At 72.1% G+C, this 25888-nt stretch carries 24 protein-coding genes; 8 read left to right on the top strand and 16 right to left on the bottom strand.

The features are described 5' to 3' along the window. The first annotated feature begins 69 nt into the window (after positions 1–69). Positions 70–1335, top strand: coding sequence for a transcription termination factor Rho (rho, locus tag PKE85_RS13010; RefSeq protein ID WP_271205191.1), 1266 nt, complete (start codon positions 70–72; stop codon positions 1333–1335). Positions 1336–1415: 80 nt separating this feature from the next. Here rho and PKE85_RS13005 read toward each other — a convergent pair whose 3' ends face one another. Beyond that, positions 1416–2645, bottom strand: coding sequence for an MFS transporter (locus PKE85_RS13005; RefSeq protein ID WP_271205190.1), 1230 nt, complete (start codon positions 2643–2645; stop codon positions 1416–1418). Positions 2646–2784: 139 nt separating this feature from the next. On the opposite strand from PKE85_RS13005, the gene PKE85_RS13000 reads away from it, so the two are divergent. The 3 genes from PKE85_RS13000 to ftsY all read left to right on the top strand — a co-directional run bounded on the left by PKE85_RS13000 (position 2785) and on the right by ftsY (position 6191). Continuing rightward, the gene (locus PKE85_RS13000; RefSeq protein ID WP_271205189.1) at positions 2785–3900 is read left to right on the top strand and encodes an acyltransferase family protein; all 1116 of its coding nucleotides are present in this window, start codon (positions 2785–2787) and stop codon (positions 3898–3900) included. 64 nt (positions 3901–3964) lie between these two features. Beyond that, positions 3965–5209, top strand: a complete 1245-nt coding sequence (gene mtaB / locus PKE85_RS12995; RefSeq protein ID WP_271205188.1) for a tRNA (N(6)-L-threonylcarbamoyladenosine(37)-C(2))-methylthiotransferase MtaB — start codon at positions 3965–3967, stop codon at positions 5207–5209. 22 nt (positions 5210–5231) lie between these two features. Then, positions 5232–6191: a signal recognition particle-docking protein FtsY gene (gene ftsY / locus PKE85_RS12990; RefSeq protein WP_271205187.1), complete on the top strand. Its 960-nt coding sequence runs from the start codon at positions 5232–5234 to the stop codon at positions 6189–6191. A 111-nt stretch (positions 6192–6302) separates the two neighbouring features. Here the strand turns inward: ftsY and PKE85_RS12985 are convergent, their stop codons facing one another. The 4 genes from PKE85_RS12985 to argH all read right to left on the bottom strand — a co-directional run bounded on the left by PKE85_RS12985 (position 6303) and on the right by argH (position 12099). After that, positions 6303–9008, bottom strand: coding sequence for a TIGR02302 family protein (locus PKE85_RS12985; protein WP_271205186.1), 2706 nt, complete (start codon positions 9006–9008; stop codon positions 6303–6305). A gap of 126 nt (positions 9009–9134) precedes the next feature. Beyond that, positions 9135–10409: a diaminopimelate decarboxylase gene (gene lysA / locus PKE85_RS12980; RefSeq protein WP_271205185.1), complete on the bottom strand. Its 1275-nt coding sequence runs from the start codon at positions 10407–10409 to the stop codon at positions 9135–9137. Between the two features lie 34 nt (positions 10410–10443). Further along, entirely contained in the window at positions 10444–10644 is a 201-nt protein-coding gene (gene lptM, locus PKE85_RS12975) for an LPS translocon maturation chaperone LptM (RefSeq protein WP_271205184.1), read from the bottom strand. Positions 10645–10680: 36 nt separating this feature from the next. Continuing rightward, complete coding sequence (argH, locus tag PKE85_RS12970; protein ID WP_271205182.1) at positions 10681–12099, bottom strand: argininosuccinate lyase; 1419 nt, start codon at positions 12097–12099, stop codon at positions 10681–10683. 59 nt (positions 12100–12158) lie between these two features. Here argH and tlpA point away from each other — a divergent pair, with 59 nt between their 5' ends. Beyond that, entirely contained in the window at positions 12159–12821 is a 663-nt protein-coding gene (tlpA, locus tag PKE85_RS12965; RefSeq protein WP_271205181.1) for a thiol:disulfide interchange protein TlpA, read from the top strand. A gap of 1 nt (position 12822) precedes the next feature. Here the strand turns inward: tlpA and olsA are convergent, their stop codons facing one another. From olsA to PKE85_RS12930, 7 genes are all read right to left on the bottom strand, one after another. After that, positions 12823–13617, bottom strand: coding sequence for a lyso-ornithine lipid O-acyltransferase (gene olsA, locus PKE85_RS12960; protein ID WP_271205180.1), 795 nt, complete (start codon positions 13615–13617; stop codon positions 12823–12825). A 6-nt stretch (positions 13618–13623) separates the two neighbouring features. Then, positions 13624–14061 carry a Fur family transcriptional regulator gene (locus tag PKE85_RS12955; protein WP_271205179.1) on the bottom strand — a complete coding sequence of 146 codons (438 nt, stop codon included), beginning with the start codon at positions 14059–14061 and terminating at the stop codon, positions 13624–13626. A gap of 102 nt (positions 14062–14163) precedes the next feature. Then, positions 14164–14688, bottom strand: coding sequence for a GNAT family N-acetyltransferase (locus PKE85_RS12950; RefSeq protein ID WP_271205178.1), 525 nt, complete (start codon positions 14686–14688; stop codon positions 14164–14166). A gap of 26 nt (positions 14689–14714) precedes the next feature. Further along, positions 14715–15386, bottom strand: a complete 672-nt coding sequence (gene tsaB / locus PKE85_RS12945; protein ID WP_271205177.1) for a tRNA (adenosine(37)-N6)-threonylcarbamoyltransferase complex dimerization subunit type 1 TsaB — start codon at positions 15384–15386, stop codon at positions 14715–14717. A gap of 7 nt (positions 15387–15393) precedes the next feature. Continuing rightward, a complete protein-coding gene (locus PKE85_RS12940) occupies positions 15394–15996 on the bottom strand; it encodes a malonic semialdehyde reductase (RefSeq protein WP_271205176.1) in 603 nt (200 codons plus the stop codon). Between the two features lie 160 nt (positions 15997–16156). Further along, a complete protein-coding gene (locus PKE85_RS12935) occupies positions 16157–16951 on the bottom strand; it encodes an SDR family NAD(P)-dependent oxidoreductase (RefSeq protein ID WP_271205175.1) in 795 nt (264 codons plus the stop codon). 101 nt (positions 16952–17052) lie between these two features. Beyond that, positions 17053–17430, bottom strand: coding sequence for a DUF779 domain-containing protein (locus PKE85_RS12930; protein WP_271205174.1), 378 nt, complete (start codon positions 17428–17430; stop codon positions 17053–17055). A 253-nt stretch (positions 17431–17683) separates the two neighbouring features. Here PKE85_RS12930 and PKE85_RS12925 point away from each other — a divergent pair, with 253 nt between their 5' ends. After that, positions 17684–17914, top strand: coding sequence for a hypothetical protein (locus tag PKE85_RS12925; protein WP_271205173.1), 231 nt, complete (start codon positions 17684–17686; stop codon positions 17912–17914). Positions 17915–17960: 46 nt separating this feature from the next. Here the strand turns inward: PKE85_RS12925 and PKE85_RS12920 are convergent, their stop codons facing one another. From PKE85_RS12920 to adh, 3 genes are all read right to left on the bottom strand, one after another. Further along, a complete protein-coding gene (locus tag PKE85_RS12920) occupies positions 17961–18362 on the bottom strand; it encodes an MAPEG family protein (RefSeq protein WP_271205172.1) in 402 nt (133 codons plus the stop codon). A gap of 441 nt (positions 18363–18803) precedes the next feature. After that, positions 18804–19445 (bottom strand): TetR family transcriptional regulator, encoded by a 642-nt coding sequence (locus PKE85_RS12915; RefSeq protein WP_271205171.1) that lies wholly within the window; start codon positions 19443–19445, stop codon positions 18804–18806. A gap of 320 nt (positions 19446–19765) precedes the next feature. Further along, entirely contained in the window at positions 19766–21286 is a 1521-nt protein-coding gene (gene adh / locus PKE85_RS12910; protein ID WP_271205170.1) for an aldehyde dehydrogenase, read from the bottom strand. Positions 21287–21538: 252 nt separating this feature from the next. On the opposite strand from adh, the gene PKE85_RS12905 reads away from it, so the two are divergent. Beyond that, positions 21539–23425 (top strand): sigma-54-dependent Fis family transcriptional regulator, encoded by a 1887-nt coding sequence (locus tag PKE85_RS12905; protein WP_271205169.1) that lies wholly within the window; start codon positions 21539–21541, stop codon positions 23423–23425. An 8-nt stretch (positions 23426–23433) separates the two neighbouring features. Here the strand turns inward: PKE85_RS12905 and ppk2 are convergent, their stop codons facing one another. Then, on the bottom strand, positions 23434–24393 hold the full coding sequence (ppk2, locus tag PKE85_RS12900; RefSeq protein WP_271205168.1) for a polyphosphate kinase 2: 960 nt from the start codon (positions 24391–24393) through the stop codon (positions 23434–23436). Positions 24394–24484: 91 nt separating this feature from the next. Between ppk2 and PKE85_RS12895 the strand changes: the two genes are divergently transcribed. Continuing rightward, the gene (locus PKE85_RS12895) at positions 24485–25795 is read left to right on the top strand and encodes an ATP-binding protein (RefSeq protein WP_271205167.1); all 1311 of its coding nucleotides are present in this window, start codon (positions 24485–24487) and stop codon (positions 25793–25795) included. Positions 25796–25888 lie beyond the last annotated feature (93 nt).

Raw genomic sequence — 25888 nt, 5'->3', positions numbered from 1 at the left:
CCTCCCCCCCTGCCCGATCGATCCGATTTTCTCCGTTCGATTCCGGACTCCATCTCCCGAAGGCTGCCGATGCCCGAAGTCAGGCTTTCCGATCTCAAGGCCAAGTCGCCCACCGAACTGCTCGTCCAGGCCGAGGAGCTCGAGGTCGAGAACGCCAGCACGCTGCGAAAGCAGGAGCTGCTGTTCGCCATTCTCAAGCAGCTCGCGGCGCGGGAGACCGACATCATCGGCGTCGGCGTGGTGGAGGTGCTGCAGGACGGCTTCGGCTTCCTGCGCTCGCCGGACGCCAACTATCTGCCGGGGCCGGACGACATCTACATCTCGCCCTCGCAGATCCGCCGCTTCTCGCTCCGCACGGGCGACACGGTGGAGGGGCAGATCCGCAGCCCCAAGGAGGGCGAGCGCTACTTCGCCCTGCTGAAGGTCAACACCATCAACTTCGAGGAGCCTGAAAAGGCCCGGCACAAGGTCCACTTCGACAATCTGACGCCGCTCTATCCGGACGAGCGGCTGAAGATGGAGGTGGAGAACCCCACCAAGAAGGACATGTCGACCCGCGTGATCGACATCGTCGCCCCCCTCGGCAAGGGCCAGCGCGCCCTGATCGTGGCGCCGCCCCGCACGGGCAAGACGGTGATGATGCAGAACATCGCCAGCGCCATCGCCCAGAACCACCCTGAATGCTACCTCATCGTGCTGCTGATCGACGAGCGGCCGGAAGAGGTCACCGACATGCAGCGCTCGGTGAAGGGCGAGGTCATCTCCTCCACCTTCGACGAGCCGGCCCAGCGCCACGTCCAGGTCGCCGAGATGGTGATCGAGAAGGCCAAGCGCCTGGTGGAGCATGGCCGCGACGTGGTCATCCTGCTGGACTCGATCACCCGCCTCGGCCGCGCCTACAACACCGTGGTGCCGTCCTCCGGCAAGGTGCTGACCGGCGGCGTGGACGCCAACGCCCTGCAGCGCCCGAAGCGCTTCTTCGGCGCGGCGCGCAACATCGAGGAAGGCGGCTCGCTCACCATCATCGCCTCGGCGCTGATCGACACCGGCAGCCGCATGGACGAGGTGATCTTCGAGGAGTTCAAGGGCACCGGCAACTCGGAGCTCATCCTCGACCGCAAGGTGTCGGACAAGCGCACCTTCCCGGCCATGGACATCACCCGCTCCGGCACCCGCAAGGAAGAGCTCATCGTTCCGCCGGATCAGCTCAAGAAGATGTATGTGCTGCGCCGCATCCTCAATCCCATGGGCACGGTGGACGCCATGGAGTTCCTGCTGGACAAGCTGCGCTCCACCAAGACCAACGCCGATTTCTTCGACAGCATGAACACCTGACGCGTCCTCACGCGCAGGTTTCAGGGTCCGCTGAACGAAAAAGGGCGCGACGGAGATCCCCGTCGCGCCCTTTTTTCGTTTCAGCCGTCTTCGCGCCGCTCCAGCGAGCGGGCGGTTCGGAGGCCCGGAAACCACCACGCCCACAGGCCGGCCACCGCCATGGCCCCGACGCCGCCCGCCACGATGGCGGGCATGACGCCGATGATGGAGGCCATGGCCCCGGCGCGGAATTCGCCGAGCTCGTTGGAGGCGCCGATGAACAGCATGTTCACGGCGTTGACCCGGCCGCGCACCTCGTCCGGCGTCCAGAGCTGGAGCAGCGTCTCGCGGATGGTGACGCTCACCATGTCGGCGGCGCCCATCACGCCAAGCGCCGCCACCGACAGCCACACGGTCTCCGACAGGCCGAACACGGCGGTGGCGAGCCCGAACAGGCCGACGCAGGCGAACATGATCCGTCCCGCATGGTCGCGGATCGGCGCGACGGACAGCAGCACCGCCATGGCGATGGCGCCAACGCCGGGCGCGGCCCGCAGCAGGCCGAGGCCCCAGGGTCCGACGTCGAGCACGTCGCGGGCCACAGCGGGCATCAGGGCGACCGCGCCGCCCAGCAGCACCGCGAACAGGTCGAGCGAGATCGCGCCGAGAACGATCTTCTCCTTCGCCACATAAGCGAAGCCCGCCACCAGCGTGCGCCAGCTGGAATCCAGCGTCCGGCGGGGCTGGTCCACCCTGAGCAGCGCGATCGCGCCGAGGCCGACGCCGAGCAGGACCGCGGCGCCCATATAGGCCGCCTGGGGGCTGAAGCCGTAGAGCAGGCCGCCGGCCACCGGGCCGACGATGCTGGCGAACTGCCAGGACGACGACGCCCAGGTGATGGCGTTGGCCAGCGCCTCCTTCGGCACGAGGCTCGGGATCAGCGCGGCGCTGGCGGGGCCGAAGAAGGCCCGCGCCACGCCGAAGGCGAACAGCGCCGCGAAGATCGGCCCGGTGTCGACGTTGCCGACGAGCGTCAGCCCCACCAGCGCCAGCGCGCCGACCGCCTCCAGCGCCACGCACAGGCCCATGATGATCCGGCGCGGGAACCGGTCGGCGGCCGGGCCGGTGACCAGCACCAGCGCGAAGGCCGGCGCGAACTGGACGAGGCCCACCAGACCGAGGTCGAACGGGTCGCGGGTGAGGTCGTAGACCTGCCAGCCGACCGCCACCGACACCACCTGCACCGCGAAGGTGGCGCAGAGCCGCGCCGTCCAGAACAGCACGAAGTTGCGGTGGCGGAAGGCGATGGGGGAGGCGGGGGCGGGGGGCATGAACACGGTCTCGTGACAAGTGAGCGGGTCTTCATCGCGCATGGCGCCGGTTTCGTCGAGCGTGGCGCTTAACCGAATGTTCGCTCGCGCCGCGTCATGCTGGGGAACTGTCCTCAGGCCGCGACGCAAAGATTTCCCCGTGACGATACTGGCGCCGGACGCATCGCGGAGCGAACTGCTCGAGCTCACCGCCGCCCGCGGCTTCGCGGCGCTGATGGTGGTGATCTTCCACATCGACGCCTATGCGCAAGGGGTCGTCTCCAGCCGCGTCCCGCTCGACGTGCTGGGCCTGCTCGCGGTGGATTTCTTCTTCGTGCTCAGCGGCTTCGTGCTGGCCCATGTCTATGAGGGGCCGTGGCGGAACGGGACTTACGACCACCTCCGCTTCCTGATCCGCCGCTTCGCCCGCATCTGGCCGCTGCACATGGCGGGCCTCATCGCGGTGGCGGCCATCGTGTTCGGCGGCCGGGCGGTGGGGCTCACGCCGCCGTGGTCGCCCACCGCCTCGTCCTTCGCAGCCCATGCGGCCATGCTGCACGCCACCGGGATCACGCCGGAGCTCGCCTGGAACCAGCCGTCCTGGTCGGTGGGCGCGGAATGGACCGCCTATCTCACCTTCCCGCTCTATCTGATGGTGTCCTCCCGGCTGCGCTCGCCGCTCGCGAAGCTCGCCGCCGCGGCCGCGCTGTTCGCCCTGTGCTGGGCGATCGCCAAGCTCTGGCTCGGCCGGGACCTGATGACCCTGATGCACGACGGCGGCGCGCTGCGCATCGTGCCGTCCTTCTTCCTCGGCGTCGTGCTGCGGGAGATCTTCGGCGTCCTGACGAAGCGGCCGGGGCCGCTGACGCTCGCCGGCCTGTTCGGGCTGACGCTGGGCGCCGCCGGCGCGCTGCTCGCCTTCGGCGCCGGCGGCGCGGCGCTGTGGCCGCTGGTGGGGGCGCTGGTGCTGCTGCTGGCGCTGCGGGCCGTCGCGCCCGAGCCCGGCCTGCTGAGGGCCCGGCCGCTGACCTGGTTCGGCGAAATCTCCTACGCGCTCTACATCGTCCACGCGCCGGTGCTGATGGTGACCTTCGGCGTCGCCGGCAAGCTGCTCGGCCTGACCTCGCCCCTGGGGCTGATGATGGTGGGCCTTGCGGGGCTCGCAGCCGCCGTGATCGCGGCCGCCATCGCCCATTACGTGATCGAGAAGCCCGCCCGCGACCGCATCATCGCCTGGGGCGACGCGGCGCGAAGCGTGCGCCGCCGCCCGGCCTGACCTTTCGGCCTGATTCTCCCGCGCGGGTGGCGTTTTTCCCGCCGTTGCGGCATATCCGCGGACCATGGGACCCGAGATCGTCACCTTCGGCTGCCGGCTGAACGCCGTGGACAGCGAGGCCATCCGCGCACATGCGCGCGGGCGGGACGATATCGTCGTGGTCAACGCCTGCGCGGTCACGGCGGAGGCCGGCCGGCAGGCCCGGCAGGCGGCGCGACGCGCGGCCCGCGCCCGGCCGGACGCGGAGATCGTCGTCACCGGCTGCGGCGCCCAGATCGAGCCCCAGACCTACGCCGCCATGCCGGAGGTGAGCCGCGTGGTGGGCGCGGCCGCGCGCCAGAGCCCCGAGACCTGGGCGCGCCGCGCCGGGCCGGACGCGCCCCGCGTCGCGGTCGCGGACGTGTTCGCGGAGCGCAGCCCGCCGCCTCCGCCGCCGGCCGCGGCCGACATCCTTCTGCCGCGCGCCTTCGTCGCCGTGCAGACCGGCTGCGACCACCGCTGCACCTTCTGCGTCATCCCCTTCGGCCGGGGAGCCTCGCGCTCGACGCCGAAGGCGCAGGTGATCGCCGAGGTGCGGCGCGTGCTGGCGCTGGGCGCGCGCGAGGCGGTGCTCACCGGCGTCGACCTCACCTCCTGGGGGCACGATCTCGGCGGCGGGGAGGAGCGGCTGGGCGATCTGGTCCGCGCCGTGCTGAAGGCCGTGCCCGAGCTGCCGCGGCTTCGGCTGTCCTCGCTCGACGCGGTGGAGATCGACCCCGCGCTGATGCGGGCGCTGGCGGAGGAGGAGCGGCTCGCGCCCCATCTCCACCTCTCGCTGCAGTCCGGCGACGACCTGATCCTGAAGCGAATGAAGCGCCGCCATTCCCGCGCCGACGCGGAGCGCTTCTGCGACGCGGCGCGGCGGGCGCGGCCGGACATCGCCTTCGGCTGCGACGTGATCGCGGGCTTCCCCACCGAGACCGAGGCCATGGCGTCGAACACCCGCGCGGCGCTGGAGGCCTGCGGGATCGCCTACGCCCATGTGTTTCCGTTCTCCGCCCGGCCCGAGACGCCGGCCGCCCGCATGCCGCAGCTTGCGCCCGAGGTGGTGAAGGCCCGCGCCGCCGCCCTGCGGGAGCTGGGCGCGGCGCTGCTCGCGCGCCACCTGGACGCCCGGCTCGGGCGCCGCATCGCCGCGCTGTCGGAAGGCAAGGGCCTCGCCCGCGCGGCCGATTTCACCGCCATCCGCCTCGCCCGCGCCGTGCCCCGCGGCGAGACCGTCATCCTGCGCGCCGCGACCCACGACGGCCGCGCTTTGATCGCCGCCTGAACGCCCGCCAAGGACAGACGCCATGACCGACGACGCCCAACCCAGGGACTGGTTCTCGCGGCTGCGCGCGGGCCTCGCCAAGACCTCGAACCAGCTCACCCGCGGCATCACCGAGCTGTTCACCAAGGAGAAGCTCGACGGCGCCACGCTGGACGAGTTGGAGGACCTGCTGATCCAGGCCGATCTCGGCGTCGGCGTGGCCGAGCGCATCACCGCCGCGGTGGGCCGCGCCCGGCACGAGCGGGCGCTGGACGGCGCCGGCGTGCGGGCCATCGTGGCTCAGGAGGTGGCGAAGACGCTGGCGCCGGTGGCGGCGCCGCTCGATCCGCCGGAAAGCGCCCGGCCGGCCGTGATCCTGGTGGTGGGCGTCAACGGCTCGGGCAAGACCACCACCATCGGCAAGCTGGCGGAGACCTACCGCACCGCCGGCATGTCGATCGTGCTGGCGGCGGGCGACACCTTCCGCGCCGCGGCCGTGGAGCAGCTCGGGGTGTGGGCGGAGCGCACCGGCGCCACCTTCGTCTCCAAGGAGACCGGCGCCGACGCCGCGGCGCTCGCCTACGAGGCCTTCGTCAAGGCCCGCGAGCAGGACGCCGACCTGCTGATCGTCGACACCGCCGGCCGGCTGCAGAACAAGGCCGGGCTGATGGCGGAGCTGGAAAAGATCGTCCGGGTGCTGAAGAAGTTCGATCCGGACGCGCCCCACGCCTGCATGCTGGTGCTGGACGCCACCACCGGACAGAACGCGCTGTCGCAGGTGGAGGCGTTCCAGCGCACCGCGGGCGTCACCGGCCTCGTGGTCACCAAGCTCGACGGCACCGCGCGCGGCGGCATTCTGGTGGCGGTGGCGGAGAAGTACGGCCTCCCCGTGCACTTCATCGGCGTGGGCGAGGGCGTGGACGACCTTGAGCCCTTCGACGCCGACGATTTCGCCCGCGCGCTGGTGGGCCTGCCCAAGACCGAGAAGTTCTGGGAGTTCTGAGACCCCGTTTGAAAATTCAGGCAGGCCGTCATGCCCGAGCGTGTCTCGGGCATGACGGCAGTTTGAATCGCGCGCTGCGGCGCCGCCCGACAGGCTCTGAGGACGCCGCCCTCACGGCGTGAGCAGGCGCTCCAGATAGTCCAGCTCCTCGCGGGGGCGCTCGCTTTCGCCGATGCGGCGGCGCAGCTCCTCCAGCACACGGCGGGCGCGCTGGGCCTCGATCTCGCCGGGCACCTTGGTGCCGGTCCCGTCGCTCTCGCGACGGCGCACGGGACGGCCGAGCGGATCGTCGCGGCCGTCGGCCTGTCCGTTCTCGGCGCCCTGCTGGCCCTGTCCGGGCTGCTGCCCCTGCTGCTCGGCCTGCTGGCGCATCTGCTCCGCCAGCGCCTGCGCGCCCTTGCGCAGGTTGTCGAGCGCCCGGCTCTGATCGTCCAGCGCCTGCCCCGTCCGGCCCTGTCCGAGCGCGCCACGGGCGTCGCCCATGCTGCGCCCGGCCTCGCCCAGCGGATCCTGACCTTGGCCTTGGCCTTCGCCCTGCGCCTGACGTCCCTGACCTTGTCCCGGCTGCCCCTGTCCCTGTTGGCCCTGCCCCTGCCGGCCTTCGCCCTGCTGTCCCTGTCCGCTCTGGCCCTGCTGCTGTTGCTGCTGGCCCTCGCCGCCGTTCTCGCCCGGTCTTTGGGGCTGGTTCGGCCGGTCCGGCTGGCCGCCGGGCGACATCTCCTGCATCAGCTCGTCCAGCTTCTTCTGCAGCTGGCGCTGCTGCTCGGCGAGCGCCTGCATGTCGCCGCTCTGGCCCTGCCGGGGCTGGCCGTCGCGGCCGCGCTGGTTGCGCTCCGCCCGCTCCTGCTGGCGGTACTGCTGATAGGTCTTGTCCCGGAGCTGGTTCTGTTCGCGGATCATGCCCTGCAGCTTGTCCATCTGCTGCTGGTTCTGGGACTGCTGGGGATCGCCCTGCTGCTGCTGGCCCGGCTGGGCGGTGCGCAGGTTGTCGAGCATCTCGCGCAGCTCGTTCAGCGCCTGCTGGGCCGCCTCGCGCGAGCCGCTCTTGGCCATCTGCTCCATGCGGTCGATCATCTTGCGCAGGTCGTCCGGCCGGATCGCCTGCGCGCCGTTCGGCGGGGTCTGCGCCTGCTGGCCCGGCTGCTGCTGCGCCCGCTGGGCGAGCTCCTTCATGAAGGCGTCCAGCGCCTTGCGCAGCTCCTCGGTGAGCTTGGCGATTTCCTGCTCCGAGGCGCCGTTCTCCAGCGCCTCGCGCAGCTCCTGCTCGGCCTGGCGCAGCTTGCGCTCCGCGTCCGGCAGGTCGCCGTCCTCGAGCCGGAGCGCCATCTCCCACAGATGGTCGGCGACGGCGCGCAGCTCGTCGTCGGTCTGGGCGATGTCGAGCCGGCGGTAGGCGGTGCGCAGGCCGAGATAGACCGAGGCTCTGGGCGTGAACTCCTCCGGATAGAGCATCAGCGCCTGCAGCGCGCGCGCCACCTCGGGCTTGGCGTTGGCGTCGAGCGCCAGCGTCCGCCGCTGCTCCACCAGCGCCCGGGCGAGCGGATTGACGAAGGGGCGGCCGGGCAGCCGCAGGGTCTCGGGCGCGCTCAGGCCCTCCTGTCCCGCCTCGTCTTTGGCCACGAGCGTCATCACCGCCTCGGCGCCGGCGAACGGATGCTCGGCGAGGTCGAGCGAGGTCTGGCCCTTGCCTTCCCGCGCCCGCTTGCGGGGCAGGGTCAGCGCGATCTTCGGCGCCTCGTAGAGCGGGCGGCGCTCTTCCGCCTGCCCGTCCTTGGGCGTCTCCGCCGGCTTCAGCGCGAAACGGGCCTCGGCGGCGACGACGCCGTAATCGTCCGTCACCTCGTAGCGCAGCGTCGCGCCGCCGCGGGCGTTGCGCTGGGGCGGTTCGCTCAGGCGGATGGTGGGCGGCGCGTCGGGGATGGCGGCGAAGCGCCAGGACCGCGGCGCGGCGTCGCCGTCGCCGGCCACGCGCAATTCGCTTGCGCCGGTGAGCCGGAAGCGGTGCTCCGTCAGGCCCTCGGGGCGTTTGGCGTCCTCGGGCGTGGCCTGCTCCAGCCCGCCGGTCGCGGTCACCTCGGCGGTTCCGCCGGCGACCCGCACCACCAGCAGGGAGCCCGCCGGCGCGCGCGTCACCTCGGGCGCGGCCTCGCCCTGCGCCTTGGCGGCGGTGAGGAAGATCGGCGGCCGGCCGGTGTAGGGCGGCGGCGTCAGCCAGGCGTCCACCCGCACGGGCGGAACCTCGGCCCGGGGCGTCGTCCAGTCGAAGGCGGCGCGCAGCCGCGCGTCCCGATCCGAGCCCGCCGCCACGAAGGCGACCACGGCCACGAGCGCCGCCAGAAACCGCAGGGCGTAAGGGTCGCGGGCGGCGAGGCGGGGGCGCGGCGCGGCGGCGCGCAGCCGCGCGCTCTCGGCCTCGAGCCGTTCGCGATGGGCGGCCCAGAGCGCGCGGGTGAGCGGATCCTCGCCCGCCTCCGCGAGGCGGTCGTCGTAGCTGGTGGCGGGGCGGTGGGCGAGCGCCGAGTCCCGGTCGACGCGGGCGAGCGCCGCCCGTCGCCCTTCCGGCCGCAGCCGGACCAGCGGCGCCAGCGCGGCGAGCGCCGCCAGAGCGAACAGCGCCACGCCCGCCATGCGCGCCCAGACGGGCAGGGCGTCCCACAGGCCGAGCCAGGAGGCGCTCAGGAACACGAGGCCGACCACCAGCGCCGAAGCGAGCGCCGGCCAGGCCTTCTCCCAGACGAGGGCGAGCGCCGCGCGCCGGGCGAGGCGGTCGATCAGGGACCCGCGCGACGACGGCGGGATCGGATGGGTGTCGTTCAAACGCCGGTCTCCCGTGCGCGCCCGTCTCCCCTCAAGGCGTTTCGCGCGTTGAAAGGGGGAGACTAGCACGGGACGGCGCAGGCGCTACCCCGGGACCGGAAGGCGGCCTCACTCCGGCGTGAGGCCTCAGCCGTTCGCGAGCCAGTCCGGCACGCGGTCGAGCGCGATCAGGTCGTCCAGCGAGGGGCGCGGGCGCACCACGGCGTAGCGGTCGCCGTCCACCAGCGCTTCGGGCACGAGCGGGCGGGAGTTGTAGGTGGTGGCCTGCACCGCGCCATAGGCGCCGGCGGACATCACCGCCAGCAGATCGCCCGCCTCGGGCGCCGCCATCTCCCGGTCGAGCGCCAGATAGTCGCCGGTCTCGCACACCGGGCCCACCACGTCGGCGCGGATGCGCGGCGCGTCGGGGGCGGGCGCGGCCACCGGCCAGATCTCGTGATGGGCGTCGTAGAGCGTCGGGCGGATCAGGTCGTTCATGCCCGCGTCCACGATCACGAAGGTCTTGGCGGCGCCCTGCTTCACATAGATCACGCGGGTGAGCAGCACGCCGGCGTTGCCCACGATGAGCCGGCCGGGCTCGAACACCAGCGTCGCCTTCAGGTCGGCGGTCAGGCGCTTGACCACGGCCGCGTAGGCGTCCGGGTGGGGCGGGGGCTCGTTGTCGTCGCGGTAGGGAATGCCGAGCCCGCCGCCCAGGTCCACATGCTCGATGGCGTGGCCGTCGGCGCGCAGTTCGCCCACGAAAGACACCAGCCGGGCGATGGCGCTGTCGAACGGGTCGAGCTCGGTGATCTGGCTGCCGATGTGCATGTCCACGCCGGAGACCTTGAGGCCCGGCAGCCGCGCGGCCTCCGCATAGACCCGGCGGGCGTCGGCGATGGGCACGCCGAACTTGGTCTCGGACGAGCCGGTGGAGATCTTGGCGTGGCTCCTGGCGTCCACGTCCGGGTTGACCCTGAGCGCGACGTGGGCGGTCGCGCCCTTGTCCGCCGCCACCTGCGACAGCAGCCGCAGTTCGGGCTCGCTCTCCACGTTGAAGGCGAGGATGCCGGCCTCGATCCCGGCCGCCAGCTCCGCCGCGGTCTTGCCCACGCCGGAGAATGTGATGCGCTCGCCCGGCACGCCGGCCTTCAGCGCGCGATGCAGTTCCCCGCCGGACACCACGTCCATGCCGACGCCGAGCCGCGCCAGCGTGGTCAGCACCGCCTGGTTGGAGTTCGCCTTCAGCGCGTAGCAGACGAGGTGGTCCACGCCGGCGAAGGCCTCGCGGAACACGCGCACGTGCCGGGTCAGCGTGGCGGTGGAATAGACGTAGACGGGCGTGCCCACCTCGTCCGCGATGCGGGCGAGGGGCACGTCCTCGGCGCGGAGCGCGCCGTCGGCATAGGCGAAATGGTGCATGGGTCGGTCCGGGTGGGGCGCTGGGCCGCGCCCGTCAGTTCAGGAGACGGTCGAGCACGAAGGGCCGGTCGGGCTTGGCCGGCTTCTCCTCCACCGTGCCGTCGGGCCGGGTGACCTTCACGGTCGGGGCGCCGGGGGGCGGCTCCGGCGGGCCCTTGCGGCCGCAGCCGGCGAGGCCGAGAGCGGCGATGAGGGCGACGGCGGCGCAGACGGCGCGGGTTGCGGGGCTCGACACGGGGTCTGGTCCTTGGGTCTCGGATGAGAGGCGCGCTCAGGCGTCCGTGGGCGTGTTGTCGAAGGCCTGCGCCTCCTTGGCAAGCCTCTTCCGCCAGCGGACGGCCTGCGCCTTCACGTTGGCGGGCGCCGCGCCGCCGTAACTGGTGCGGCTCGCCACCGAGCGACGCACGCCCAGAACCTCGGACACCGCCTCGGTGATGCGGGGCTCCACCGCCTGCATGTCGGCGAGCGCCAGCCGCTCCAGCGGCAGCTTCTTCTCCGCCGCCACCGCCACGATGCGGCCGGTGACGTGATGCGCCTCGCGGAACGGCAGGCCGAGCACCCGGACCAGCCAGTCGGCGAGGTCGGTGGCGGTGGCGTAGCCGGCGCCGGCGGCGTTGGCCATGGTGCGGGCGTTCACCGTCATGTCGAGCACCATGCCGGTGGTGGCGGCGATGTTCAGGTCGAGCGTGTCGAGCGCGTCGAACAGCCCCTCCTTGTCCTCCTGCATGTCCTTGGAATAGGCGAGCGGCAGGCCCTTCATCACCGTCAGCAGCGCCACCAGCGCGCCGATGACGCGCCCGGTCTTGCCGCGCACCAGTTCGGCGGCGTCCGGGTTGCGCTTCTGGGGCATGATGGAGGAGCCGGTGGAGAAGCGGTCCGACAGGCGGATGAAATTGAACTGCGGGGTCGACCACAGCACGATCTCCTCCGCGAAGCGGGAGAGATGGCCGGCGCAGATGGCGGCGAAGGACAGGGTCTCCAGCACGAAGTCCCGGTCCGACACGCTGTCGATGGAGTTGGCGGTCGGGCGGTCGAAGCCGAGGCCGCGCGCGGTCATCTCCCGGTCGATGGGGAACGAGGTGCCGGCGAGGGCCGCGGCGCCGAGCGGGCATTCGTTGAGCCGGCGGCGGGCGTCGGCGAGGCGGCCGCGGTCGCGCCCGATCATCTCCACATAGGCGAGCAGGTGGTGGCCGAAGGTCACCGGCTGGGCGCTCTGCAGATGGGTGAAGCCCGGCATCACCGTGCCGGCGTTGGGGGCGGCGCGGCTGACCAGCGCCTGCTGCAGCCCGTGCAGGCTGCGGTCCAGCCCGTCCAGCGCGTCGCGCACGAACATGCGGAAGTCGGTCGCCACCTGATCGTTGCGGGAGCGCGCGGTGTGCAGCCGGCCGGCGGCGGGGCCGACGATCTCCGTCAGCCGGTTCTCCACGTTGAGGTGGATGTCCTCCAGCGCGCGCGAGAAGGTGAAGCGGCCCTCCTCGATCTCGGCCAGAACCTGGTTCAGACCCTTGAAGATCGCCGCGGCGTCCTCCCGCGCCACGATGCCGGTGGCGGCGAGCATGGCGATGTGGACCTTGGAGCCGCGGATGTCCTGGGCGTAGAAGCGGCGGTCGAAGTCGATCGAGGCGTTGATCGCTTCGAGGACGGCGTCCGGCTTTTCGGAGAACCGGCCGCCCCACATCGAGTTGCTCATCTGATAAAGGTCCCGTCGCGCGGCGCCCGCGCGGGCGCGTTCATCGAGGTCGAACAAGCATGCCAGAGCCCACGGTCCGACAGAGCCACAGCCTCTTGGGGAGGCCCTGGGTCCGCAGGGGCCTGCTCGGCGCGGCCGCCGTCGCGGGGCTCGCCGCGCTCGCCCTATACGGGATCGGCGGCGGCGACAAGGCCCAAGCCGCCTGCGCCGCCTCGTCCGAGACGCTCGCCGCCATGGCGAAGGCCGCCCGCGGCGAGGTGGCGGGGGTGGTGGTCCCGTCCGCGCCGCGCCCGCTGCCGCCGCTCACGTTCCAGGACGCCGCCGGCGCCGCGACCGGGCTCGACCGGTTCAGAGGCAAGGTGACGCTGCTGAATCTCTGGGCCACCTGGTGCGCGCCCTGCCGCAAGGAGATGCCGGCGCTGGACCAGCTCGAGGCGGAGCGCGGCGGCGCGGAGTTCGAGGTGGTCGCCGTGTCGCTGGATTTCGGCGGGACCGACAAGCCCAAGGCGTTCCTGAAGGAGATCGGGTCGCGGAACCTCGCCTTCTACGCCGACCCCACCAACAAGCTGTTCCGGGATCTGCGCGCCGTCGGCCGCGGCTCGGGCATGCCGACCACCCTGATCCTCGACCGCGCCGGCTGCGAGATCGGCTTCCTTCCCGGCCCGGCGGAGTGGGCGAGCGCCGACGCGCTCAAGCTGATCGACGCGGCGCTCGGGCGCTGACCTAGACCTCGCCCCGGAGCGCGGCGGCGGTCATGCGCCGCACCTCGGCCTCGGCGGAGCGGGCCACCGCCTTGCGGTCGGTGGCGGCGTCCACCCGGATCGGGGCGCCGAAGCTGACGGTGACGTCGATCGCGCCGCCCCGCAGGATCGCCCACATGTGCGGCAGGATGTCGAGGTCGCCGTACCAGGCCACGTCCTGCCGGCCCCGGCGGCCGAGCGGCAGGCCGTTGCGGTGGGTGTAGGCGATGGAGACCGGCTGCACGAAGGCCTCCTCGCCGCCGCCGGAGACGATGGCCGCGCGGGCCGCGCCGATCAGGGCCGAGCGGAACGGCAGCAGGCGCACCCCGTCGTTAGAGGTGCCTTCCGCGAACAGCACGATCGGATCGCCCGCCACCAGCCGCTCGCTCATCTCGCGGCTCACGGCGCCGGTGGCCCCGCGCCGCTGGCGGTCCACGAAGATCGAGCGCTGCAGCCGGGCGAAGGTGCCGAACAGCGGCCAGGACGCGATCTCGGACTTGGCGACGAAGGAGACCGGGGCGGTGGCGCCCAGAACCACGATGTCGAGCCAGGAGGCGTGGTTGGCGGCGATCAGCAGCGGCCGCGCCTCTCCCGGAACGCCCACCACCCGGCGCCGGACGCCGATGGCCCCGAGCGCGAAGCGGTGGAACAGCACCGGGATGCGCCGGGCGGCGGGGCTGCCGAGCTTCAGCGCCACATGCTGGATCGGCAGGCCGACGAGGGTCGCGGCGGCGAGCGCCCCCACGGCGAGGCCTGCGCGAACGGAACGGAGCGGCAAGGGGGGTCAGTCCTCGCGGTCGTCGAGCGGCACGGCGTAGAGCTCCAGCCGGTGGTCCACCAGCCGGTAGCCAAGCCTACGGGCGATCTCCGCCTGCAGCGCCTCGATCTCCTCGTTGCGGAACTCCACCACCTTGCCCGAGCGCAGGTCGATCAGGTGGTCGTGGTGCTCGTCCGGCGCCGGTTCGTAGCGGGAGCGGCCGTCGCGGAAGTCCACCCGGGCGATCACGCCGGCGTCCTCGAACAGCTTCACCGTGCGGTAGACGGTGGAGATGGAGATGCGCGGGTCCAGCGCCGAGGCGCGGCGGTAGAGCTCCTCCACGTCCGGGTGATCCTCGGCGCCTTCGATCACGCGCGCGATGGTGCGGCGCTGCTCGGTCATGCGCATGCCCTTGGAGGCGCAGAGCCGCTCGATCGTTTCGGTCTTGAGCGCTGTCGTGGCCATGGCGGCCGCCTCCCTTGCGCGGGCGGGGGTGTTCGGGAGCTTATAGGAGCGCCGGGGCGAGCCGTAAACGTGGGCCGGATCAAACCTCGGACGGCGGGGCGCTCACGCCATGTCGAGCGCGAGCACCAGCGCCGAGGCGCGGCCGCCGTCGGCGCGCTGGTAATAGGCGGCGCGCCGCCCGACCCGGCGGAAGCCGAAACCCTCATAGAGCCGGATCGCGGCGGCGTTGTCCTCGTCCACCTCCAGCGCCACCCGGCGCGCGCCGGCGGCCGCGAGCTGGCCGAGATGGCGGCCGAACAGCGCCTTGCCGCCGCCTTGCCCGCGGCGGCGCTCGATGACCGCCACCGACAGCACCTCAGCTTCGTCGGCGGCGATGCGGGACAAAGCGAAGCCCTTCGGCTTCGATCTTCCTTCGCGGTAGAGCGCCGAGGCCACCACCGCCCGGTCGCGCAGCAGCGATTCCATTTCCTCCACGCTCCAGCCGCGGGCGAAGCTCGCGGCGTGGATCGCGGCCAGTTCGTCGGCGTCGCCGGCGTCCGCCGTCGTCACCGCCCAGTGTGGCGCGCGTCCGAGGAGCGCGTCCCAGTACCAGAGCCAGAGCATGTCCGTCCGCCACGGGGCGTTCACGCCCCGGTCCTCCCGTTGGCCTCGCGTCACCGCCGCGCGATGCGTCCCGACGTCTGCGGATGCGCGTCCGCGGCCTTGAGGTAGAGCGGCCGCGGCGGCGCCCGGTCAGGATCGCACGCCGCCCCGAGGCTCGCCAGCCGGATCGGGGCCGGCGCGTGGTGCGGGCCGTCCGCCTTGCGGAGCCGGCCGTGGCCCGCCGCGATCACCGCATCCGCGCCCGAGCCCACGACCTGCGCCGGGCCGTCGCAGAGAGCGCCGGCGGCGTCCTCGGCGGCGAGCAGGCGCGCCGGCGCCAGCGCCTCGCCGTCCGGGCGGAAGGCCTGGAAGAACACCCGGCCGTGGCGGGCGTCGATCGCCGCCGCCACCGGCTCCGTCGCGGCCTCGAGCGCGGGCGCGGCCAGCGCCTGAAGCGTCGAGACGCCGACCACGGGAATCCCCCAGGCCAGCCCAAGCGCCCGCGCGCAGGCGAGCCCGACCCGAAGGCCCGTGAAGCTGCCGGGCCCAACCGTCACCGCGATGCGATCGACGGCGCCGAGCCCGCCGGCCTCGCGCAGGACGTCGCGCACAAGCGGCATCAGCGCCTCGGCGTGGCCGCGCGCCATCGTCTCCGACCGCGCTGCGGGCCGCGCGGAGCCGTCGACCGCGACCACCGCCGCGGTCGCGGCGCCGAGCGCCGTGTCGAGGACGAGAATGCGCATGGCCCGATCAGACGATGCGGCAGAACTCGTCGAACTCCGGCCGGGGCAGACGCTCAAACAGGTTCGCGCCGTCGCCGTAGCCTAGATTGACGAGGAAGCTCGACTTCCAGGTCGTGCCGGCGAGGAAGGCCTCGTCCACCGCCTTGGCGTCGAAGCCCGCCATCGGGCCGGCGTCGAGGCCGAGCGCCCGGGCGGCGAGGATGAGATAGCCGCCCATGAGCGAGCCGTTCAGCTTCGCGGCGCCCTCGATCGCGGCGTCGTTGCCCTCGTACCAGGACTTGGCGTCCGCATGGGGGAAGAAGCGCGGCAGGTGGTCGATCCAGCGCAGGTCGTGGGCCACGATCACCGTCACCGGAGCCGAGGCGGTCTTGGCGCGGTTCGAGTCCGACAGCGTCGGCAGCAGCTTGGCCTTGCCTTCCGGCGAGGTCACGAACAGGAAGCGGCCGGGCAGGCCGTTGGCGCTGGTGGGGCCCATCTTCACCAGCTCGAACAGCGCCCGGAGCGTCACCTCGGACACCGGCTCCGGCTTGAAGCTGTTGTGGCTGCGCGCGGCGCGGAACAGCGTGTCGAGCGCGTCGTCGTCGAGCGGGGAGCGATGGGGGCCGGTCACGGGCGTCTCCTGAAAGAACGGTTCCCGCTCCGGCGCGCCGAGGCGGGGACGCCCGTTGTAATCCACCCGGCCCGCGCGGCGCGAGCCCGTTTCACGCCCCCGCGACCTTGCGTCAGAGCACGACGTCGCCCGGAGAAGGGCGACCTGGCCGGGTCCCCTGTCAGGCGAGGGCGTCGACCACGCCGCCGTCGACGCGAAGCGCCGCGCCGGTGGTGGCGGAGGCCTGTTCGGAACAGGCGTAGACCACCATGTTCGCCACCTCCTCGACGGTGGCGGCGCGCTGGATCAGCGAGGTGGGGCGGTGCTCCCGCACGAAGGCGACGGCGGCCTCCTCCACCGTCTTGCCGGTCTTCTCCGCCTCCTCGCGCAGCATCTCCTCCACCCCTTCCGACAACGTGGGGCCGGGCAGCACCGCGTTGACGGTGACGCCCGTGCCCGCGAGCCGCTTGGCGAGGCCGCGGGAGACGGCGAGGTTCGCGGTCTTGGTGAAGCCGTAATGGATCATGTCGGCGGGGATGTTCAGCGCGGATTCCGACGACAGGAACACGATGCGCCCCCAGCCGCGCTCCACCATGCCCGGCGCGTAGAGCCGCGACATGCGCACGCCGGACATGACGTTGACCTCGAAGAAGCGGGTCCATTCCGCGTCCGGGATGTCGAAGAAGTCCTGCGGGCCGAAGATCCCCACATTGTTGACGAGGATGTCCGCCTCCGGCACGGCGGCGTGGAGCGCCGCGGCGCCGTCCGCCGCTCCAAGGTCGGCGGCGACGCCGATCAGCGTGGCGCCGGGGACGGCTGCGCCGATGGCTGCGATCGCCTTGTCCACGGCCTCCGGCCTGCGGCCGTTGACGACCACGGTCGCGCCGGCGCGCGCAAGCCCGAGGGCGATGGCGTGGCCGATGCCGAGGGTGGAGCCGGTGACGACGGCGGTCTTGCCGGTGAGATCGATGCGCATGGGCGGATGTCCTGTGGCTCGCGCCGCGGATCGGCCCACGGCGGCTGGCGTGTCGGGACCGGAAATGGCGTCCGGGCCGCTTACGTAAACCCGCCGCCCCGTCAGGCCCCGGCGGCGTCCAGCGCGCGGGTCTCCTCCTCGGTGAACAGGCGCGAGCGGATGTGGAACCGCACCTCGCGGCCGTTCTCCAGGCTGAACATGCCGCCCCGACCGGGCACCACGTCCAGCGTCAGCGCCGTGTGGCGCCAGTATTCGAACTGGGACGGGCTCATGTGAAAGCCCGCGCCGCCCACCTCGCCCAGCTTCACGTCGGCGTCCGACAGCAGGTAGTCGCCGACCGCGTAGCACATGGGCGACGACCCGTCGCAGCAGCCGCCGGACTGGTGGAACAGCACCTCGCCGTGTTCGGCCCGAAGCTCCTCGATCAGAGCGAGCGCCGCCTCGGTGGCGGTCACGCGCAGGGGGATGGTCGAGCTCATGACGGTCGTACCCTCTTGGTCGCGCCGGTCCCTGGTGGCCGGGCGTCGTTGTCACAGGCCGGCGGATGAGACGTTCTACCGCCCGCGCCCATCATGCGGCAGGACGCCGCCAAGCCAGACCCGCCTAAAGTCATGAATCATATCGATGTATAAAATCGAAGGCATGCGTTGGACTGATTTTCTGCGGCGCATCATATTGCCGGTCAAGACAGCGCGGAACGTTCCGCGCGCATCGCCAAAAAGGGTTCTGACCATGTCCAATCGTGTTGTCGCCGCCGCCGGCGCCGCCGCCGTCGCCACCTACGCCGCGGTCGCGGCGTCGCTGCTCGCCCTGCCGCCCTTCGTCGTGGAGGCGCCCGCCGTTCGCACGGCGCAGGTCCAGCCGCAGGCGGTCCCCCTCTCGGGGGCCGTTCCGGTTCGGGCCATGGAAGCTCCGGCGGTCGATAGGGCGCCGGCCGGGGCAGGCCGGCTGCCGCCTGCGTGATGCGGAACCCTGCCCCGGCGCCGCGCCGGGGCAGGGTCTAACAGGTTCAATGGAGGAGCAGCGCCCCGGCTGCGATCAGGATCACCAGAAAGGTGACGATCACCGCGCCGCCTCGGAACGCGAACTGGGTCCAGTGGTTCGCGGGCGTGAACATGCCGTAAGGATGCGACAGCCGGGCCAGCAGAAGCGCGATCAGCAGGCCGCGCGTCAGGCCGTGCGATCCGCCGCCGGCTTCGTAAAGCCCGATCAGCAGCAGCGCGAACGGGACGTATTCGGCGAAATTGCCGTGCGCGCGGATGCGTTTGGCGAGGCTGTCGTCGCCGCCGTCGCCGTGGAGCGCGTTGGCGTTGACGCGGCCGGCGACCACCCAGCCGGACAGGGCGACGAACAGGATCGCGAGCAGGGCGCCATAGAACGCGGTGAGCGCGGGAAAGACGAGCGGCGCCATGGGAGTCTCCGGTTGCGGGCGGCGATCGCGCCATGCCTGCGGGTGAACCGCCGCAACCCTATATCGTTCCGCAAGGTCTGAAGATGGGTGAGGCGGCCGCGGCCGGAACCTGACGCTCCGGCCACGGCCGCCTCGGGCGTTCGCCGCGGCGCCCTCTTGCCTGATCCGCGTGACGGGCATGCGACGGAAGGTGGAGAAGGGCGGCCGGCCCCGTTTCCCATCGTGGTCGCGCTGCCGTAAAAGCCAGGGGGCTGGCGTGCCCCGGTCGTCCTTTGGCCGGGAAACGCAGGGGAGCTGCGGGCGACGTTGGGGGACGCTTGCGCCGCCGCCCGCAGCTCTTAGCCCCGTCGTCGGGCCGGGATTTGGGCCCGGCCCGACGACGGAGACCGTGCGCGGCGACAGCGCTTGCACCGTCGCCGCGAAATCTTCAGGCGGCGTCCGTCACGCCGCGGCCTCCTGCGCCGGCGCGGGCGAGGACGCCAGCGCGGCGACGAAAGCCTGGACGATCGCGCAGCCGCGGGTCGTCAGGTCCATGTCCTCGGGCGCCTCCAGCCAGCGCCGCAGCAGGCCGAACACCAGCGCCCGGAACGCGCCCTGCGCCAGTTCGGGCGTGAAGGCGGCGTTCAGCCGGCCGCGCTCCCGGGCGAGCGCGAACAGAACCCCGAACTGCGCGTCGAGCGAACAGTCGGCCTCGTCCTGCCGGCGGATCGCGTCCGCCATCTCGTCGGTGTACTCGCAGCGCATCAGCAGGATCGCCAGCACGCGGGTCTGGCTCTCGTCGGACGCGATGGTGCGGAAGATGTCGCACACCCGATCGCCGGCCTCGCGCAGCGGGTCGAGGTCGGGGCACTGAGCGATGCAGGCGCAGAGCTCCTCCTGCGGCAGGCGCGCGCGCTCCTGCATCGCGAGGAACAGGTCCACCTTGTTGGTGAAGTGCCAGTAGACCGCGCCACGGGTGACGCCGGCGGCGCGGGCGATGTCGTCCAGCGACGACCGGGCGACCCCGCGCTCGAAGAACACGCGCTCGGCCGCGTCCAGGATCTGGTCCCGGGTCTTCTCCGCCTCCGCCTTGGTCTTGCGCATGCGCCGCGCTCTCCGTGACGGGACGAAGCTACATCCATGTATGTATGTATGTAAAGCCCATGGCGCCGGGTTCGGCCCGATCGGTCGCAGGCCGGCCGTTTCGGCTGGGAAGGAGGGCGTCGGACCTGTGACAGGCGGTGGACGACGCGCTTCGACGGGAGGGCGGAAAGCGTCCGGGCGGGCCGGGCCATCGGCCATCGCTCCCGTGTGCGCTCGGAGCGGAGCGGCGCGCGGAACGCATGAGAGCGCTAAACGGGCGGCCGAAACGATAAGGGCGGCCCGAAGGCCGCCCCAACCGTCGCCGTTTGCGGGCCTAAGCCTCAGAAGAAGCCGAGCTTCTTCGGGTTGTAGCTGACCAGCATGTTCTTGGTCTGCTGGTAGTGGTCCAGCATCATCTTGTGGGTCTCGCGGCCGATGCCGGACTGCTTGTAGCCGCCGAAGGCCGCGTGGGCCGGATAGGCGTGGTAGCAGTTGGTCCACACGCGGCCGGCCTGGATGGCGCGGCCGAAGCGGTAGGCGCGGGTGCCGTCGCGGGTCCAGACGCCGGCGCCGAGGCCGTAGAGCGTGTCGTTGGCGATCGAGAGCGCCTCGTCGTCGTCCTTGAAGGTCGTGACCGAGAGCACGGGCCCGAAGATCTCCTCCTGGAAGATCCGCATCTTGTTGTGGCCCTTGAACACCGTCGGCTTGACGTAGTAGCCGCCGGCCAGTTCGCCGTCGAGTTCGCTGCGGCCGCCGCCGGCGAGCAGCTCGGCGCCCTCCTGCTTGCCGATGTCGATGTAGCTCAGGATCTTCTCGAGCTGCTCCGACGAGGCCTGCGCGCCCACCATGGTGGACGGATCGAGCGGCGAGCCGAGCTTGATCGCGTTCACCCGCTGCACCGCCCGCTCGATGAAGCGGTCGTAGATCTTCTCATGCACCAGCGCGCGGCTCGGGCAGGTGCAGATCTCGCCCTGGTTCAGCGCGAACATCACGAAGCCTTCGATCGCCTTGTCGAAGAAGTCGTCGTCCTCGGCGGTGACGTCGGAGAAGAAGATGTTCGGCGACTTGCCGCCGAGCTCCAGCGTCACCGGGATCAGGTTCTGGGAGGCGTACTGCATGATGAGACGGCCGGTGGTCGTCTCGCCGGTGAAGGCGATCTTGGCGATGCGCGGGCTGGAGGCCAGGGGCTTGCCGGCCTCCAGGCCGAAGCCGTTGACGATGTTCAGCACGCCCGCCGGCAGGATGTCGGCGATCAGCTCGGCCACCACCAGGATGGAGGCGGGGGTCTGCTCGGCCGGCTTCAGCACCACGCAGTTGCCGGCGGCGAGCGCGGGCGCGAGCTTCCACACCGCCATCAGGATCGGGAAGTTCCACGGGATGATCTGGCCGACGACGCCCAGCGGCTCGTGGAAATGGTAGGCGACCGTGTCGTGGTCGATCTCGGACAGCGCGCCTTCCTGCGCGCGCACGCAGCCGGCGAAATAGCGCCAGTGGTCGATCGCCAGCGGAATGTCCGCCGCCATGGTCTCGCGGATCGGCTTGCCGTTGTCCCAGGTCTCGGCGGTGGCGATCAGCTCGAGATTGTCCTCCATCACGTCGGCGATCTTGAGCAGCATGGCGGCGCGCTCGGCCGGCGAGGTGCGGCCCCAGGCGTCCTTGGCCTTGTGGGCGGCGTCGAGGGCGAGCTCCACGTCCTCCTTCTGGGAGCGGGCGATCTCGCAGATCTTCTGGCCGTTGATGGGGCTGGTGTTCTCGAAGTAGCGGCCGCCGACCGGGGCGACGAACTTGCCGCCGATGAAGTTGTCGTAGCGCTCCTTGAAGGGGGCCTTCGTGAAGGCTTCCATGCGTTCGGGCTTGTTCATGGCGTCTCTCCCAAGACTTGTGTTCTGTCCGTCCCGCGTTTCGCAGGGTTCGTGCCAGTTGGGGCGTCGTCGGGCGTTTCGTTGTTGTGCGCCGCGGTAACGGCCTGACTTTCCGGGACTGTGGCCGATTCTAGGGCGTCTCCGCCGATGACGAAGGTGGACGCGGCCGACGATGTCGTGAAACAGTGTCGGGGAACGCGACGGCACGGTCGCGACACATGTCGCAAAACGCGACGACAGGGATGAGCCGCCATGGAGCGATCCGCTCCCACCGCCGACGTCGCCGTGGCGCGCCGGCAGTTCTTCGATCTGGGCGCCGAGCCCCAGGGCGCGGTGTCGCCGACGATCCTGAACTCCTGGGCCCGCTGCCGCGCCCGCGGCTTCGACAGCCACGGCCAGCCGGCGCTGGAGCCGGTGCCGTCCTCCACCCTCAAGGAGCATCACGACCGCTCCGAGCGGCTGATCCGCGCCAGCCGGCGGGAGCTGGTGGCGTTGCGGGGCGAGGCGCGGGGCGCAGGCGCCATCGCCATCCTCACCGACGGCGCCGGCCTGGTGCTGGACGCGGCCGGCGACACGGGCTTCGCCGGCAAGGCGGCGCGCGTGGCGCTCCGGCCGGGCGTCGCCTGGAGCGAGGCGGCGAGCGGCACCAACGCCATCGGCGCCGCGCTGATGGAGCGCCGGCCGGTGGAGGTGCGCGGCGGCGAGCACTACTTCGAGCCCCACCGCTTCCTCACCTGCGCCGCGGCCCCGATCTTCAGCCCCACCGGCGATCTGCTCGGCGCGCTCGACCTGTCCGGTCCGGCGGGGGCTCCGACCGCCGAGGCGCTGGAGCTGATCGGCCGCGGCGTGGACCAGATCGAGCGCCGGCTGTTCGAGGCCGCCTTCCGCTCGGAGGACGTGGTGCGGCTGCAGACCGATCCGGACCGCTTCGGCGGCGCGCAGGACGGCCTGCTGGCCTTCGAGGGCTCCCGGCTGGTGGCGGCCAACCGCCATGCGCTGCGCATGCTCGGGCTCGACTGGAGCGCGCTCGGCCAGCGCTCGTTCCGGGACCTGTTCGAAGCCCCGCGCTCCGCCTTCGTGGACGGCGTGGCGCGCTCCGGTCCCTGCGGAACGCTCTACGCCCGCGCCGCCCGGGCTCCGGCGCTCACGCCCGGGGCGGCGTTCGAGTCCGCCCGCACGCCTGCGGAGGCGCGCCCCGCGTCGGAGCCCGGCCCGGTGTTCGACGCGGGGACGCGGGCGGATCTGGCCCGGGCGGTGCGCCTGATCGAAGGCGACGTGCCGGTGCTGATCTGCGGCGAGACCGGATCGGGCAAGGAGGTGTTCGCCCGAGCCGCGCACGCCGCCAGTTCCCGCGCCCGCAAGCCGTTCGTGGCTGTGAACTGCGCCGCGCTGCCCGAGGGGCTGATCGAGGCCGAGCTGTTCGGCTACGAGGAGGGCGCCTTCACCGGAGCGCGCCGGTCGGGCTCGAAGGGCCTGCTGCGGGAGGCGGACGGCGGCGTGCTGCTGCTGGACGAGATCGGCGACATGCCGCTCGCGCTGCAGGCGCGGCTGCTCAGGGTGGTGCAGGAGCGGGCGGTGACGCCGCTCGGCGGCGGCAAGCCCCATCCTGTCGACCTGCGCCTGCTCTGCGCCACCCACCGCGACCTGCGCGCCATGACCGAAAGCGGCGGCTTCCGCGCCGATCTCTATTACCGCGTGGCGCAATACGCTGTGGCTTTGCCGCCGCTGCGCGCCGCCCCGGACCGCCGCGCCGCCGCGCTCGCCTTCTGGGCCACGCTGCGGACGGAGGGACGGACGCTCGGCCCCGCCACGCTGGAGCGCATGGCGGCCTATGACTGGCCTGGCAACCGCCGGGAGCTGGTGGGCGCCATGAAGGCTCTGATCGCCCTGTCCGAGCCGGGCGACGAGATCGGCCCGGAACTGCTGCCCGCGCCCCTGCGCGGGCGCGCGTCGGTTCCGTCCGCCGTCCCGGCGCCGGAGGGCCCGGCGGAGCGGACCGCCGATCTCGATACGGTGGCGCGCGCGGCGATCGCTTCGGCGCTGGACGCCGCGGGCGGCAACGTGGCGGAGGCGGCCCGCCGGCTCGGCGTCAGCCGCAGCACGCTCTACCGGCGCGGGGTCGCCCGACGGGCGTCATGACCGCGGCGTCAGCTTTCGCCGCCGTTGTGCAGGAAGCGGTCGGCGTCCATCAGGATGCGCTCGTCGGCGCCGCCAATCGCCTTCAGGTCGCGGCCGCGATAGGGAATGTTCAGCAGCAGGTGGCGGATGACCGCGAGCCGCAGGCGGCGCTTGTCGTTGGCGTGCACCACCGTCCACGGCGTGTCCTTGGTGTGCGTCGCGTGCAGCATGCGCTCGATCGCGTGCGAATAGGCGTCCCACAGGTTCAGGCCGGCGTAGTCGATCGGCGACAGCTTCCAGCGCTTCAGGGGGTCGTGCCGGCGGGCGTGAAGACGCTTGATCTGGGTCTCGCGCCCGATGGTGAACCAGAACTTGAACAGGCGGACGCCGTCCTCCACCAGCAGGCGCTCCACCTGCGGCGCCTCGTGCAGGAAGCGGGCGGTCTGCTCGGCGGTGCAGAAGCCCATCACCGGCTCCACCGCGCCGCGGTTGTACCAGGAGCGGTCGAACAGCGCGATGTCGCCCGCGGTCGGCAAATGCTTGAGGTAGCGCTGGAAGTACCACTGGCCCGCCTCGACCGGGGTCGGCTTGGCGAGCGCGATCACATGCACGCTGCGCGGGCTGAGGTGCTCGGTGACCCGCTGGATCACGCCGCCCTTGCCGGCGCTGTCCCGGCCCTCGAACAGCACCACGACCCGCTCGCCGGCCTCCTGCGCCCAGGACTGCAGTTTCAGAAGCTCGATCTGGAGCAGGCGCAGGCTCTGCTGGTAGGGTTCGTCGGCGAGCTTCTTGTCGTAAGGAAAGCCGCCGCTGGTCAGCGCCGCCTTGTCGATGGCCTCCGGCAGCTTTTCGTCGTCGAGGTTCACCTCGAGTCCGTCGATCGCCACGATCGGCGTGGCGTCGAGACCGGCCGGCGACACCTGTTCCGGCGCGGACGCGTCATCCTTCGGGCTCGACTTGGATTTCCGGCCATGGGCGGCTTTGGACACGACGCTGCTCTCCCTGCTGGCGCGACCGTCGCGCCGTCGTCACGAAAGTGGAGTCCTTTGCCGGTTTCTCCAATGCGCGCGTTGTCGATCCATGGCTGACACCCCCGCCTCACCGGACACCGACTCCCGCCGCGCCGCCGGCCGCCTGCGCGGCGCGGGCTGGGCGCTGGCCGGCGTCGCGCTGCTGCTGGCCGCCTTCGCGCTCGTGGGGCGGATCACCCCGGCGGAGGCCGGGCTCGGCTTCGCCGTGGTGGCGCTGCTGGCGGCGGTGGCGCCCCGGCCCCGATCGGTTCTGACGCCCCGCCGCATGACCGGCGCCGACGATGTGGTCAGCCCGCAGACGCTGGCGCTGCTCTCGGGTCTGCCGGACCCGACGCTGGTGCTCGACCGGCGCGGCCTCGTGCTCGCCTTCAACGCCCGCGCCCGCGCCACGCTGCCGGCGCTGCGCACCGGCGATCCGCTGTCCTTCGCGCTCCGGGCGCCGGAGGTGCTGGACGCGGTGCGCGCCGCGCTCGGCGGCCGCGCGCCGACGGTCACGTCCTACGCTGAGCGGGTGCCGATCGAGCGCTGGTTCGAGGTCAGCGTGACGCCGATCGTGTTCGACAAGGTGGGCGCCGGCGCCGCGGTGGTGACGCTGCGCGACCTCACCGAGCAGCGCCGGTCGGAGCGCATGCGGGTGGACTTCATCGCCAACGCCAGCCACGAGCTGCGCACGCCGCTCGCCTCGCTGCTGGGCTTCATCGAGACCCTGCAGGGCCCGGCCCGCAACGACGTGGACGCCCGCGCCCGCTTCCTGGAGATCATGCGCACCCAGGCCGCCCGCATGTCGCGGCTGATCGACGACCTGCTGTCCCTGTCCCGCATCGAGCTGAAGGCCCATGTGCGGCCGGATTCCGCGGTGGAGATTTCCGGCATCGTCCGCTCCGTCATCGACGCCATCGGGCCGCTGGCGCAGGACCGGAACGTGGAGCTGGCCTTTACGCCGCCCGCCGCGCCGGTGTGGGCGCTGGGGGATCGGGACGAACTGATCCGCGTGGTCGAGAACCTGATCGAGAACGCGGTCAAATACGGAGCCTCCGGCGGCCGGGTGGAGACCTCGGTCACCGCGGGCGAAGGCCCGCAGGGGGTGCGCGTCACGGTGCGCGACTTCGGTCCGGGCATCGCGCCCGAGCATCTCCCGCGCCTGACGGAACGCTTCTACCGCGGCGACGCCCAGGCCTCCCGGGACGCCGGCGGCACCGGCCTTGGCCTTGCGCTGGTGAAGCACATCCTGCAGCGGCACGGCGGCCAGCTCGCGATCGAGAGCCGGCTCGGCGAGGGCGCGTCGTTTGTCGTGACGCTCGACCCGGCGCCGAAGGAGCTGGCGGCCTCCGCGTCGCCCGCCCTGAAAGCCGCCGGCTGACGATGCAGACGAAAGAATGATCCGGCGATCAAAAGCCTTCGCGCGCTCGGGAGCGGCGTGTCACACAACTGTCGTCCAACTTTCATAGAAGCG

Source organism: Methylopila jiangsuensis (assembly GCF_027922305.1).
GTDB classification, from domain to species: Bacteria; Pseudomonadota; Alphaproteobacteria; order Rhizobiales; family Methylopilaceae; genus Methylopila; species Methylopila jiangsuensis.
This window is presented reverse-complemented; position numbering and strand designations above follow the sequence as displayed.

Excerpts from the sequence above, each read along its gene's own strand:
- PKE85_RS13005 (WP_271205190.1), bottom strand. The coding sequence starts at position 2,645 with ATGCCCCCCGCCCCCGCCTCCCCCATCGCCTTCCGCCACCGCAACTTC.
- argH (WP_271205182.1), bottom strand. The coding sequence starts at position 12,099 with ATGAGCAACTCGATGTGGGGCGGCCGGTTCTCCGAAAAGCCGGACGCC.
- PKE85_RS12915 (WP_271205171.1), bottom strand. The coding sequence starts at position 19,445 with ATGCGCAAGACCAAGGCGGAGGCGGAGAAGACCCGGGACCAGATCCTG.
- lysA (WP_271205185.1), bottom strand. The coding sequence starts at position 10,409 with ATGCACCATTTCGCCTATGCCGACGGCGCGCTCCGCGCCGAGGACGTG.
- PKE85_RS12930 (WP_271205174.1), bottom strand. The coding sequence starts at position 17,430 with ATGAGCTCGACCATCCCCCTGCGCGTGACCGCCACCGAGGCGGCGCTC.
- PKE85_RS12895 (WP_271205167.1), top strand. The coding sequence starts at position 24,485 with ATGGCTGACACCCCCGCCTCACCGGACACCGACTCCCGCCGCGCCGCC.
- PKE85_RS12955 (WP_271205179.1), bottom strand. The coding sequence starts at position 14,061 with ATGGCCACGACAGCGCTCAAGACCGAAACGATCGAGCGGCTCTGCGCC.
- tsaB (WP_271205177.1), bottom strand. The coding sequence starts at position 15,386 with ATGCGCATTCTCGTCCTCGACACGGCGCTCGGCGCCGCGACCGCGGCG.
- ftsY (WP_271205187.1), top strand. The coding sequence starts at position 5,232 with ATGACCGACGACGCCCAACCCAGGGACTGGTTCTCGCGGCTGCGCGCG.
- rho (WP_271205191.1), top strand. The coding sequence starts at position 70 with ATGCCCGAAGTCAGGCTTTCCGATCTCAAGGCCAAGTCGCCCACCGAA.
- adh (WP_271205170.1), bottom strand. The coding sequence starts at position 21,286 with ATGAACAAGCCCGAACGCATGGAAGCCTTCACGAAGGCCCCCTTCAAG.
- PKE85_RS12920 (WP_271205172.1), bottom strand. The coding sequence starts at position 18,362 with ATGGCGCCGCTCGTCTTTCCCGCGCTCACCGCGTTCTATGGCGCCCTG.
- tlpA (WP_271205181.1), top strand. The coding sequence starts at position 12,159 with ATGCCAGAGCCCACGGTCCGACAGAGCCACAGCCTCTTGGGGAGGCCC.
- mtaB (WP_271205188.1), top strand. The coding sequence starts at position 3,965 with ATGGGACCCGAGATCGTCACCTTCGGCTGCCGGCTGAACGCCGTGGAC.
- PKE85_RS12925 (WP_271205173.1), top strand. The coding sequence starts at position 17,684 with ATGTCCAATCGTGTTGTCGCCGCCGCCGGCGCCGCCGCCGTCGCCACC.
- PKE85_RS12905 (WP_271205169.1), top strand. The coding sequence starts at position 21,539 with ATGGAGCGATCCGCTCCCACCGCCGACGTCGCCGTGGCGCGCCGGCAG.
- PKE85_RS12935 (WP_271205175.1), bottom strand. The coding sequence starts at position 16,951 with ATGCGCATCGATCTCACCGGCAAGACCGCCGTCGTCACCGGCTCCACC.